This window comes from Mariniphaga anaerophila (assembly GCF_900129025.1).
Taxonomy (GTDB): domain Bacteria; phylum Bacteroidota; class Bacteroidia; order Bacteroidales; family Prolixibacteraceae; genus Mariniphaga; species Mariniphaga anaerophila.
Map to the genome: position 1 here is coordinate 1 of NZ_FQUM01000021.1, position 13,356 is coordinate 13,356.

Below are 13,356 nucleotides of genomic sequence, written 5' to 3' on the forward strand. Positions count from 1 at the left end.
AAAATAAAGAGCAAAGTAGAAGATAGATAATATTTCTCATGTTTTTGAATTTTACTTATACTGCATTTTTGAATTTCAACATTGCCTATAACGGTCACTTGTATGTGGTCGGGCGGGATTTCTGGAAGAAATCGTGTCAGACCCGCAGGAAAGTGGGCGAGTGGTCTGACTTGTCAGACCGCTAAAACCCCCGCCTGCCATATACAATTTGTTATACGCTGCCTTTTTATTTTCTTTAATATTTATTTCTTTGTTCATTCATTAGAAGTTTGGGATTAGTTTATCAAGTAATTCGTCAATCATCTTAATTCCATCTTTTTTTACTCTGTCCTTTGATTTTTTTAAGGTTCGTCTCACTTCGTACCAAGTTTTAAAGTCTATGGAAAAAGCAACTGCGCGAATTTCAAGTTCAAGGTCAGAAATTGCATCTTTAATAATACCAGGCTCGATAGTTTGAGTAGCTATCTCAAATGAATTTTGTACTTGTTCATTATCATCTGGAAATTGTTGTTTGATTTTGTTATAGTAGTTTTCTAATATGTCAAATGTTTGAAGAATTTTAGTCTTTCCATTAAGTCGATAAGCAGTAATTGGGTCTATTGTTGCTAAGTCTTCAACTGCTTTCGAATAGTTATTCTCAATTTCTATTAAACTATTAGAAACGTTGTCTTGAGCAATTTCTTTAATTACTCCTGAATATAATTGAATTAAATATTGTTTAGCCTCGTTGGATTGCTCTTGCTTAGGAATACGAAGTAATATTCTTTCAGAAAGTAAGTCGACAATTGCAGAATTGTCCAACTTGTTGAAAATAAAGTTGGTTTCTAAAAGATTGAATAAAATTCTTTTTTTAATTTTTTTGTCCTCATTTTTAGTTCTAAACCATTGTCCGAGTTCGTTTAAGAACCAACCAAAGGCTGTGCTAAAAAGTGCAGAAATATATATCCAGTTAGTTTTGTCCATTGTCTTTTTTCAAGGTTGCGTATAACGGAAAATTGTAAGTTGTCGTTGCGGATTGCGGGTGATTGTCAGTCCGCAAGGACTAAGACAATCAAGCGGGAATCCGAGGCGACAACCTGCACCGACACCGCAATGCAATTTACAAAGTGTTAACGCCTGATTTTATTCCTGTTATTTCAGAACGTATTTTTCCACTTTTTACTCTATTTACAAAAGTCTTTTCAAGTGTTAATTCTTTACATATTTCTTTTGTTGACAATCCTTTATTTGTCAAGTCGATAATTTTTAGAACTATTTTGTTTGAATGCTTAAAATTCGGGTGTTTTGAACCTCTTAAAAGTCCTGTTCTTTGTTTTTTAAATCCAGTTAAGTGAGACCAGTTGTCACCACTTTTTATTTTGGAAATACAATCTATTGTGACATTAAATGTTTCACTAATTTCTTGTAAAGCCCCCCCATTAATTATCATATTCCTTATTTGCAAAACATTCTCTTTTGTCAGTTTTGATGAAGGATTTAACTCTCCAACAAGAGCTTTTTCTTTATTGATTCTTCTTCTTTTTTCCTGATGTTTTTTCTTAATATATTCAATTTGTTTAAAATTAAAATCGTCATTTAATTCCTGAAAAACTTGTTCTTTGAAGTCAACTTGAGTATATGTTTTTCCATTCTTTATTTCAGTAATATTTCGTTGAGTGAGATTGCAATAATCAGCAATTATATAATTTGGTATTTTCTTTCTTAAAAGAAATTTTACCATTAAAACCTGAGAATCATTTAATCTACTTTGAGCTTTTAAATCCAGTGCGTGTAAAATGGGAATTACAGTTTGTGTTCCTCCGGTAACCTGATACCTGTTTCCACAAATCATCAGAAATGGACTTTTCCCTATTGGTTCGTAAAACGGAGGTTCATTCTGTCTTCCATTGGTTTTTGGTGTCGATTTTTCTATAAATTCATCACTTGAATTGTACAATCCTAACTTTTGCAGCCAGTAATTTACTTGAAGGGACATTGGGAAAATGTATTCAATGCTTGAGTTTTCCTCAATTATCCTTTTTATGTTTTCAACTCCTGTAATTGCCTTTTCCTTAGGGATGTAAACGGTTTTACCTTTTGGTGCATGTGGCAATGCAAAATTGCAAAGATTCGTTATGTAAATTTCTTCCGGTTTGATTTTACCGTTTGTGATATTGATAATCTGATTAAAAGCAGATTCAGCTAAACCGTATTTACTTTTAAATGACCTGTCCTTGATGGTTTTATCGAAAAAGTAATTGGCAAATAAAACATATTCCGCTTGTGTGTCTGAATTTTGCAATCGCGGGTCGTGACCAATTAACAATGCTCTTGGTATGTGTTCTTTTGGCTTCCAGTCCAGTGTTTTCATCTAGAATTCAATTACTTTGTAATTTTTATAGTTACCTACCATGGCAAAATATTGTTGATGGATTCCCAATTTGTTCCGTTATGCCATTCAATTGCATCTAAATAATTTGTTTCCTTATGAAATACACCATTTTGAGTTACTAAAAATGCATGAATTGTATCATAAGCATTTTGAAGTGAAAAATAATGGAACCTGGTAGATGCTGCTGGTATTGACGTTGGTCCAGTTACTGTTGCTCCATTATGCTCAGTTATCTGTGATACGCGACATTTACACAATGACGGAGTCGGCAAAGCTGCAACATTGTTTCTTTTCAATAAATTTTCCTCAGTCAATAACTCATAATAGCAAAAATGAACAGCACTAAATGTAAACTTCATTCTAAGCGGTTTTTTAAATTCAAGCATACATCTAATGTTAGTGTTATGGTCAATTGCGAAAAGTTGGTCTTTAAGCAACGGCAATCTGTTTTGTGCTATCTGAAGTTCTCGCTTATAAACTGGAGCTTTTATTTCATGATGTGATAATGGGTGAAGCAGCGCTGTTATTATCCCAGCTATTGCATTTATATGTTCTACTGTATTACCAGTTTTATGCAAAAAATTCTTTGTAACATCAAGTAGTTTATTGAGTTTGTGGTCAGGTATTTGGGTATGCTCTGCATCTGTCCTTTCGTATGCTGGCGTGTAAGTTTGAATTATCTCCTCCAATGCTTTTCTGAAATAATTCGATGCTGCCGGATAATCTGGTTTTTCTCTGTCGTTCAAAAATTTTGCTGCTTTTTCATAATGGGTTTCTCCAACCACAATAATAGGCTTTTCAAAAGGCTGCGTTCCTATTATAGCATGGTCAACGTAGAATTCTGACATTTTCCATTTGTCAGGAATTTCAATTTCAAATTTTCTTTTTGCCAATTCAAAAAGATGACGGTCATATGTAGTGACAAAAATTTGATGTTCTTTAAATTCTTCCTTAAGCATGTCTAAAATCGGAAAGCGATTACTTGTATCAAGACCAATAAATACATCGTCAAGAAAGAGAATTTTATAATCAAATAATTCCGGATTTGTTTTCAATGCTGCCAAATAAATGCAAACCGCAACTGCAGAGAGACGAGCTTCATTTAAAAAATTATTATAGTCATCGGGAACCGGAGCACCATTTTGAATGACACTTATTCTTAAATCTGCTGTTGTTTTCCAATCCCATTTACCATTGCCATAATTGAATGTCATGGGTTGTAATTCAAACCTTAGCTGAATATTCAAATCGGAGAAGTAAGTTGAAAGCAAAGTATTATTCAGGTAACGAAAAATGTTGCGTAAACTTTGCCTAAGCTCAGCTTCATACGCAGGCAGTTCAGCGAACGCATTTCTATGTGTCCAATCTTGTCTTGTATAAGAATTGGTTGTAAGGTCGTCTTGAAGTTGTTTCCATTTCTCCCCAAACCGGTAAGTTCTTGCCGTATTGTATTGCTTGCCAAGAATTTTTAAAACAATTAGATTAAACAAGTTTGGCTTTGGCTCATTCTTGTAATAAACATCTAACAGACTACGATAATCAAGAAATCCTTTAATTAATTCAGCATCCATCACATAATTCACGTTGTGGGTTGATGCATTACTACCAAAATTTAGAGTCTGTTCAGAACCTGCAATTGGCAAATGGGTTGCGGGGTCAGCATCGGCAAAAGTCAGAGAAATCTCCCCAGTATCAGTAACAGGTCTAAAGTTGTTTTTAACATAAGGAAAAGCCAAATCCCTCGAACTAGTTAAATAATTGCTGAGTGCTTTAAAAAGAGAACTTTTACCACTACCGTTTTCACCGTATACAAGAAGATTCTCACCTCGTGGTAAGTCGATAGCATATTGATTAAAAAATGCCCGATAGTTATTTATTTCAATCTTAGTTACTCTTTTCATTATTTACCTTCAATCAGTTGTACCTCTTTAACATTTTTCAGTTTTAATAATGCAGCATCAACTTTGTGCTGCTTATTTGTCAGTGTTTTATAGGCAAGTTTAACTGTATTAAAGTCGTTTCTAATTGAAAGTTCATCGTCTGCATTTGATAATGACTTTAAATCCTTTAGATGAATTATGACTTCAGCATTTGCCAATTTTACTGATTCACTAAAATAAATTTCGTAAACAGAGGCATCAATAAGTCTTTCAAAATAATTGGAAATTGAGATTTCTGCTCCAACTTTTTTAAGAAGTAAAACATAATCTACAAGAGTTACAAGTACATTTTGTATTGATAAGCTCACAATTTTTATAGGTAATTTTTCAACTGAAGAAATACGTACCTGCGGAAAAATGTCTCCACCTTGTGAATTTGTATTTCTATAATAGTACTTTATGACATTTGAATTAAATATTGCAAGGACATATTTTGTAAGAATAGATTTATTTAAAATATGACAACTGTGGATTGTTTGCTCATAATAGATACCTTTTAAGCCATATGTTGCTATAACTTCTTTTCCAACTTTTCGATATAAGATTTTTTCCCTTTCAAAAATGTTTTTATCTCTCATCCAAAGCCCTGGTCTTTTATTTCCCTTTCTTTTTACTTCTAATTGCATCATCTCATTAGGCTTGTAGTTGACCCAAACATTGGTATCTGCTAGACTGTATCTATTTAGCTGTTTTCCAAAATATAGTTTATGACTATCCTTGTCTTTTTTAGAATTCATAAATAGCACATCTTTAATTGCACCAGCTACAATACCATCTTTAACTTCTGCTATTTCTTTTATTCTTTTTGAATTAGTTTCTATTTGAGTAAGTAATAACTCAGTAGTTTCATTAATTTCAATTTTGAAGATTACTTCCTTGTCTTTCAATATATTTGACAGACTGGTTTCTGATACTAACGTAAAATCATTTCTTAAAAGCTTGAATGCTTTATAGGTTTGAACATTAGTCGAGTAGTTTTCAACAATTACATTATCAACCTGTGCATTTTCAAATACTTTCTCATCAATTTTTACTACTAATACAGATTGATTTTCACAAAGCATTTTTCGAGCAGTAACAAATTGTTTGTTATTTAAAAATTTACCCGGAATTATGTAAATAAAAACACCATCCTTAAGTTTTAATTCTTGTGCTTTTTCTATAAATAGCGAGTATAAATCAAATCTTCCTTTTGCAGTTTTATATTTAGTTTCATAGTATCTTCTGTCATCCCATTCAATTCCCTCTATACTAACAAATGGAGGATTTGCTATTACAATGTCAAAACCACCTTTACTATTTTGAAATAATGGATTAAGTATTTCGGGAAAATCCAATTTCCAATTAAAGTGATTAAACGGTACATCAGAGTTTTTTAGAAGGCTCCTAAGTTGGTTAATCAGATTTTCAAAATCTCTAATCTGAATTTCTCGTTCTGTATTGTGCTTAATATCGGCTGAAGTTGGCATAAACCCACCCTTTTGCACAAATTTATTTACAAATAGCTCTTTGTTAAATGATAGTTGGTTTATAAGTAATTCTATTTTCAAGTTGCGTATTTCAGCTTGTAGCTTATGCTTGTTCTTGTTATTAGGATTAAAATAGTTTTTCTGTTTGAAGGCTACTTCAACCAATAAACGCTGCACGTTTTTTACGTATTCATTAGCTTTTCCAACACTTTGCTTACGCTCCCAATCAATTTCTACAATTTTGCCATCAAACTTGCTTATCAAACTGTCACCCACAACTATTTTATAATCTAAGTTTGGAAGTGATTTTGGCTTTTCTTCTTCAACTACTAAGCTCAACCAGAATCGCAGTCGGGCAATATCCACTGCGCCTTTTTCAATATCCACCCCGTAAATGGAGTTTTGAATAATATTCAGCTTAGTTTCAGCCGGTTTCCATTCTTTACCTGTTTCGTAGGCAATCAATTCTTTAATGCTGAAAATTTCAAGTAATAAACCCATCGGAAAAGCACCTGAACCAATGGCAGGGTCGCAGATTTTAACATTATCCAATGCTTTTTCAAGTTCAGCAATTTCAGGTTTTAGTACATCATCAACAATTTTATCTTTCAGCAACTTGTTAACCGACTTCCTTTCTGCAACTTCATCTTTTATTTGTAATGTAGTGCACAGGTATTCTGTTAAACTTTCCTGGCACATGTAATACACAATTTCTTTTGGAGTATAAAAAGTTCCTTTGTCTTTATTGTCTTCCAATAGGTTTTCGAAAATATGCCCAAGCATTTCCGGGTCAACGGCTACAGTGTGGTCATCAGGGCTGTCTTCGTAAACTGTAAAATTAAAAGAATCCAAAAAGTCAAGAAAACCACGGGCGTTACCGTTACTTTTTGCGGTCAGGATATCATCTTCAAAATCGGGATGATGGAAGAGTTTTGATTTAAAAGTGAGTAAGTGTTCATCAAATTCTTCTTTATCAAATAAACCACCATTCAAAAAAGGTACTTTAACAATTTTACCATTAGGCATTTTAAAATCGTCATTCGCTCGTTCTTTATTAAGCGTGTTAAAGAAAAGGACAGTGAGCCAGTTGCTGTAAAAAGCGTTGTTCCCGCCAGAATCTTTGAATAGCCGTTTAATAAAATCCCCCAAACCATCTGAATAATTTGTATTGCTTGCACCCAACCAACCTTTTTTCTGTACAAAATATAGAAACACGATGCGTCCGAGCAGTTTTTTTACAAAATCACGGATTGGTTTACTGGCTTTGTCCTTTTCCTCTTTGGTTGCATTTGCAGGAAAAGAAATATTAAAAACAGATTTCCGGTAGTTTGATTCCTGCAAGTAATCGCAAAAATTTTGGTAATGCAGGGTATATTCATCAAAGAATGCTTTGCTGAGTTTTTCAACGGAAAAAGCATTTACAAGTGTTTGAAAAGTAATTTCCTTTTCAGTACTCAACACTTCAAAGCGTTCAGCGGCAGTTTTACAGGTTTCGGACGGACCTAACAAAAAAGTGTATCGTTTGGCATTGGTAGTTTTTTCTTTTACACCTTTTTCGGTAAGAACACTGTCTTTGGCAACTAATGTAAGCCTCCAGACATTTTTGTTTGAAGGTGCAACAAAATTGATTAATGCAGCTTGTCCGGCAGTAAGAAGTTTACGGATATAATGTTGGATTGCAACTTTACTGTGTTCAATCCTTACGGAAGGCTGCAACAATACTTCGTAACAAGTAATCTCAGTGCTATCATCTAACAGAATATTTCCATAAATCCAAACTCTATCAATGGCAGCCGATTCGGATTTATTGGGAGCAACAGGGGCTGGAATTAAACCTGAACTCAGATTAAAACCAGAACTGAAAACCGGATTTAATACTTCCCGCGCAAAAAGAACCCTGTCGTATGGTTTGTGCAAAGCATTTTGTAATTGAATTCTGTTAGCTGCCATAATTAACTGAAACTTTGTGTTAATACAATTTGTGGATTTACTATACCCCTGTTTGCTTTTTCGTAATGTTGACCCTCCTCAATATTCGAAGACAAATCGTACCTATCGAGAACCGTAATGAAAAGCTTATCAATAAATTTGTCAGGTTCCTTAATCAATGTGGCGTTTGAAGTGAAATAGTCGTTTATTGATTTAGGCAAACCCTTTGATGCAAATGTTCCTTTTTTTATGATATCCAAAACCCGAATCAGAGACATTCTTTTTTGTTCGGTTGGAGCAATTTTTATAATTGCGTTGACGTTTGAAATTGCTTTGTTTTCAGCAGGACTTAGATTTTTCCTTGAAACAGCCTGAACATTTTCCTGATTTTTTTCTGATTTGAAATATTCCAATCCGGCTAATGTTTGTTTATGATGAAGGTCGTGCAGTTCAATTGCTTTTTCATTTTCGGGAGCTTTGAATATTTTAACTGCCTGTAAAAAATTCATTTCAATAATATTCATTTCAGGAGTTATCAAACAAAAGATTCCAGGATGATTTTCACTTTTTAAATAAGTTAGAGAAGTAGTTTGCAAAGGATAGGTCATTTCTCCGTTTTCTGTGTCGAGCAATGTTAGTTGCCTGCCTTCCGGTACTTTTCTTCCACACCTTGCTTTATTTGGAATTTTGGAAATATCATTGAACAGTTTTGGGTGTTTCTTTCTGAAATCTCTAAGTTCATTCAGATATTTAAGAATTTCACTTTCCTCTTTTTGAATCTTATTTCCGAACAAAGCGCCTTCACCTTTTTCTTCGAGAATGGAAAAGACTTTGTTATCCTCACCAAAAGCAGTATGAAATGCCTGTAGTTTTCGTAAAGCATTATTTACAAGGTGAATTTGTGCATCGCCATGAGCAGAAGGATAATAATTGTACACGTAAATTCTATTAGCTTTTGAGCCAATTCGGTTAACACGACCGATTCGTTGCATTAAACGTGTCGAGTTCCAGGGTACATCATAATTTACAATCAAATTACTTCTGTGCAGGTTTATTCCTTCAGCCAAAACTTCGGTGGTAATGATAATATCATAATCATCCTGCCATTTTTCTTCTTCGAGGTTTGCATCAAAATTATCCCTGATAGTATTTTCAACATGTTTCCGATTTTCAGCACTTACTGTAAGAACTTTTTTCTTTGTGATTTTGGCAAGTTTTTCTGTAAGTTCCTCTGCTGTTTCTTTCGATTCTGAGAATATAATTAGTTTTCCGCTCACATTCTTTTTCGGTTGGAAAAATTCATCCTGAATTTGTTTTGCAAATTCAATGAGTTTTGGGTCTCTTTTTACTTTCTTCCAACGTTCAATTAAATCATCAACCTTTTCTTTATCCTGTTTGAGAAGGGCAACAAATTTTTTATCAAAAGCATCTTTTTGATATTCTTTGTTATTTCCGCCTTTCTCATTGATTTTAGCTTCAATTTCATCGTAGCTTAAACCTTCTTCCAATAGTTTGTTTATATCAAGGTCAGGCGCAATAAAAATCCGGTTGTCATCAAACATTCCAATCATATTGTCGATGGCTTTCTGGAATCTTGATAATGATTGAGTAAAAGCGTAGAAACTACTTTCCAGTCGTTTAACCAAAAGAGTTTTCATTATTCCCGATAATCTTCCCGAAATGGATTCCACATTACCGTACATTTTTTTGTCTTCCTCTTTGGTCAGGAATTCAATTGCCCGGTATCGGTAATATCCTAAACCATCAACTTTATTTCCTTCTTCATCCAGATTTGTAATAAGAGAAACGGTATCAAAAAACAATCCGCTTAATTTTCCGTCCAATTCATAATAAAGAGGAATTGGGTCACCAACATTTGGGAACTTAATTCCCTGAATGTCTAAATCTTCCATATATTCTTTATTGCTTTCAATGTCGGTTCTTGTCCTTCTGATAACCAAAGGTTCAACAACATCGTCACGAAGTTTCTGAAACAGTGCTTTTAGTTTTTTTAGGTTCAGCTTTTTCTCATAAGCCAGTTTTTTATATTGCTCGTTAATTGGTTTAAAATATTCCTGAAGGTTTCTAATATTTTCAAGGGTACTGTTTCTACGGTCCTGAAAAAGGTAAAGTTGATTTTCAATGTCCTGCGGTCTGTTGTTTAACGGAGTCGCTGAAATCAGAATTACTTTCTTTCTCGAATCTCCATTTTCTGCTGCTCTTGACCGTGGCATTTTACAAATCTCTTGCAATGCCAAATACATTTCAGTGTAATCGTTTCTGAATTTATGAGATTCATCAACGGCAATTAAATCAATTTCCTCAGGATTTGGATAAGAGTAATTGTTCCTGTCAAGAATTTTGTGCAAACTACCAAGAGTAATAAAGGTAAAATGATTATCAAGTTCAAAATCCATAACAGTTCGTCTCCAACTGTCTTCAATAGCAGGAGGAACAACAACTAAAATTTTCGTATGTGTTCCATTTTCATATATGAACTTTTTGATAATCATGCAGGCGATGATTGTTTTTCCCAAACCGACAACATCAGCCAAAACAAACCCATTATGCTTCATCATAATTGCGTAGCCCTGATTGGCAGCATCCGATTGATATTTTAAACGAATGTATTTTGGTGGAAGTAGTAAATCAATGTTGTATGGGTCGTAATCAACTCGCTTGCCGAAATACTCAATAAGCATTTTAATGTACAACTCAAACGGGGTAAAATCATCTTTTAAATAGGTTTGGTTTTTAATCCTGTCAGCTTCTGCTTTTAAAATTGGAACTGATTCAGCCCAAAGTCTTTCAAATTCATCGGTGGCAAATTTCACATCTTCATATTCTCGGAGGCTGACATTAAATTCATAGTTTGATTCAGGGTTTGCACCAAGTCCGGCATCTGTTAAATTTGATGAGCCAGTGATAACTTCACAAGGTGCATATTCATTAAATGAAGCAGGTCGAAAAATATAAACCTTCGCATGAATTTTCTTTTTTGGGTGTGCTCTCAATTCAATTTTGCCACTAACCAAATCTTCAATGAATTGTAGAATTCCTTTTTCTGTGACTTCGTCATAATTGGCTTCTTGAATGTTTTTAATTATTTCTTCAAGGAAATCCGCTTTTGTTTCATCAGGATTCTCAAGATACAACTGTCCCTTGTCGTGATATTTTTTAATAAGCTTGTCAACATTGATTCCAACCAATATCCTGATTTTAGGAATCTTGTCAAGAAATGCACGAACTTTAAAGTAGCCGGAAGTCCTGAAATAGCCAACCAAAGCATCGAAATGACGGATACTTTCAATGTTAGTAAATACACCCTCAAATTTTTTGAGTAAACTATTATCGTCCTGATTTGTAAAAAACTTTGTTGGCATTTATTGTTTCTTCTTTTTTAATTGATTTATGACTTCATCCAATCCTTCGACCAAATACTCTAACTTTCCGTAATTTGAATTAATGCTGTCAACCAGGAATTTTATTTGCAGCTCTTTGTAATCTTTATTAAGTATTTGACTTAATGGTTTTAAATAATCAATTGAAATAGGTCTTTCTCCACGCTCAACCTTACTTAGAGTAGAGGTGTCAATGTCAAGCTGCGCTGCAACTTTTCTTAAGGGCAGATTATTTTCTTCCCTCAACTGTCTGATATATACACCAAAAGATTCTTGTTCCATTTGACTAATTTATTTGGACAATTTTGTCAAATATACAAAATATCTTGTTTTCGGTCTTAAGCGGGAAGGAAAATTTGGCTCTTTGGCAAGCTTTGGTTTTTAGGGTGGCTTGTGGGGCTTGCCAATGTGCCAAATGTGGGCAGGCAGAAAAATTAAAAATGTGCGTTGGGAAAAATAAAAAATACAGAAGGGTCGGCAAAGTGTGTCGGCTGATTCTATGTCTCTTCAATATTTCATTTCTTTCCTGTCTTTTCACAATGGTTTACTCTTCAGGTTTTAGTCGATTTCGTCTTTTTTACGCTTGCTGGTAACGGTCACTTGTATGTGGTCGGGCGGGATTTCGAAAAGAAATCCTGTCAGACCCGCAGGAAAGTGGGCACGAGGTCTGACTTGTCAGACCGCTAAAACCCCCGCCTGCCATATACAATTTGTTACCAGCTGGTGTTTTCATTTTTTTAGTTTAATTTCTTAGTCTTATTTCTGAATGCTCATATGCTTTAAAGAGATTTATATTTCTCAATAATTGTCTAATATTATTTCTTTTCCAACTGACCATTCTTGGATGACAAACAATTCTTATGTCAAGTTCTCCTAAATCTAAGGGTTCAGAGTCAATTCCTAATTTCAATTCATCTGAGGAGTCTTTTTTCTTAATCACAAATCGAATTTCTTTTTCGTGTGAGAAACTAACGTCTTTTCTTAGTGATACTTTTCCTAATTTTGACAATCCATTGTCGGGATATAAATTCTTATTTCTAAAATCCTGATATTCAACTTTCCCACAAAAATAGTCTTGAATGTTCTGCTCTTCTGAATTTGGTTCAAGGAGTTCTTTTAATTTTCCAAAGGATATTTTTAAAGCAACACCATCTGGATTTGAGTACAAATTCCACATTGCCATTGATTCTCTTTGCTCGTAAAACCAACAAGACACATAGTGACTCGATTGGATTTGTAAAATTTTCTCAATACGATTTGAGAGTTTAGAATTTAGAGGCAATGAGTTCTTATCGTGGTTAAGTATAAAATTGGCTAAACTAAATGTCGGCTCATTACTCATTTGAGTAAATTTTATAAGCGTCTCAAAAGGTATTCCTTCGAGCGTATCCTCAAACTGGTCCATTCGAGTGAATCGAACTTGTTTGTTTTGAATAAAATTTAACAGTCTATGTATATCGAAGTATCTCCAAAGATATTCATTGTCTTGTGGCAAATTCTCCTCTTTTATTAGTTTAAGTTTTGGCATTTATTCAGTTTAAATAGTTGATATTGCCGATTTTCACACTTGCTGGTAACGGTCAAGTGCATGTTGCGAAGTGGATTCCGAAGAGATTTTCCGTCCGGCAGGACGAAGAAAATCGAAACGAGAATCCGTGGCTGGCAAACCGCCAAAACCCGCTATGCAATATGCACATTGTTACAGCGCGTTTTTGTCTTTATTTCTTGTCAGTTTTGTCAAGATGTAAAATGTTGTTTTGGGGCTGTTTCACTCCGTCATTTACTTTTTTCTATTTCCTTTTCCTTGTCTTTCTATTTTGTAAAAAAGAGAAGTCAGTATTTGGTTGTTTCTGCTCACTAATTGTCTGTCGATTTTTGAGCTAAATTTATTCATTTTCCAGCCAATCCGAGCAACTAAAATTCGATATTCTTTCACTTTTTTCAAAGCTCCGCTTCCTCAGTTACATTTCATTTGTCATTGAGGAATAATCTGTTCTGCTTTGCTCTTTTCTTTGTTTTCTTCTTTTCTTTCCAAAATTTGGCTGACTCTCCAGAAATCCTGTGCTTGTCTTTTCTCTTTTCCTTTCTTGACTTTGTCTTTTTGCAATAGGTTTTTATTTGCTAATCGGCTCCTTTTTCAAATGCGCTGGTAACGGTCAAGTGCATGTTGCGAAGTGGATTCCGAAGAGATTTTCCGTCCGGCAGGACGAAGAAAATCGAAACGAGAATCCGCGGATGGCAAACCG

8 protein-coding genes are annotated in these 13,356 nt (G+C 34.2%); all 8 read right to left on the minus strand.

The features are described 5' to 3' along the window. Positions 1-261: 261 nt before the first annotated feature. Positions 262-963 carry a hypothetical protein gene (locus tag BUB08_RS19470; protein ID WP_073003602.1) on the minus strand — a complete coding sequence of 234 codons (702 nt, stop codon included), beginning with the start codon at positions 961-963 and terminating at the stop codon, positions 262-264. Positions 964-1,099: 136 nt separating this feature from the next. After that, positions 1,100-2,350 (minus strand): hypothetical protein, encoded by a 1,251-nt coding sequence (locus tag BUB08_RS19475; RefSeq protein ID WP_073003603.1) that lies wholly within the window; start codon positions 2,348-2,350, stop codon positions 1,100-1,102. A gap of 35 nt (positions 2,351-2,385) precedes the next feature. After that, a complete protein-coding gene (locus tag BUB08_RS19480; RefSeq protein ID WP_073003604.1) occupies positions 2,386-4,272 on the minus strand; it encodes an AAA family ATPase in 1,887 nt (628 codons plus the stop codon). Next, the gene (locus tag BUB08_RS19485; protein ID WP_073003605.1) at positions 4,272-7,730 is read right to left on the minus strand and encodes an Eco57I restriction-modification methylase domain-containing protein; all 3,459 of its coding nucleotides are present in this window, start codon (positions 7,728-7,730) and stop codon (positions 4,272-4,274) included. The genes BUB08_RS19480 and BUB08_RS19485 overlap by 1 nt, the downstream gene beginning before the upstream one ends. A 2-nt stretch (positions 7,731-7,732) precedes the next feature. Next, positions 7,733-11,092, minus strand: coding sequence for a helicase-related protein (locus BUB08_RS19490; protein WP_073003606.1), 3,360 nt, complete (start codon positions 11,090-11,092; stop codon positions 7,733-7,735). After that, positions 11,093-11,392, minus strand: a complete 300-nt coding sequence (locus BUB08_RS19495) for a helix-turn-helix domain-containing protein (protein ID WP_073003607.1) — start codon at positions 11,390-11,392, stop codon at positions 11,093-11,095. Positions 11,393-11,852: 460 nt separating this feature from the next. Next, the gene (locus BUB08_RS19500; protein ID WP_073003608.1) at positions 11,853-12,638 is read right to left on the minus strand and encodes a DUF2971 domain-containing protein; all 786 of its coding nucleotides are present in this window, start codon (positions 12,636-12,638) and stop codon (positions 11,853-11,855) included. Between the two features lie 447 nt (positions 12,639-13,085). After that, positions 13,086-13,217: a hypothetical protein gene (locus BUB08_RS20700; protein WP_262493956.1), complete on the minus strand. Its 132-nt coding sequence runs from the start codon at positions 13,215-13,217 to the stop codon at positions 13,086-13,088. Positions 13,218-13,356 lie beyond the last annotated feature (139 nt).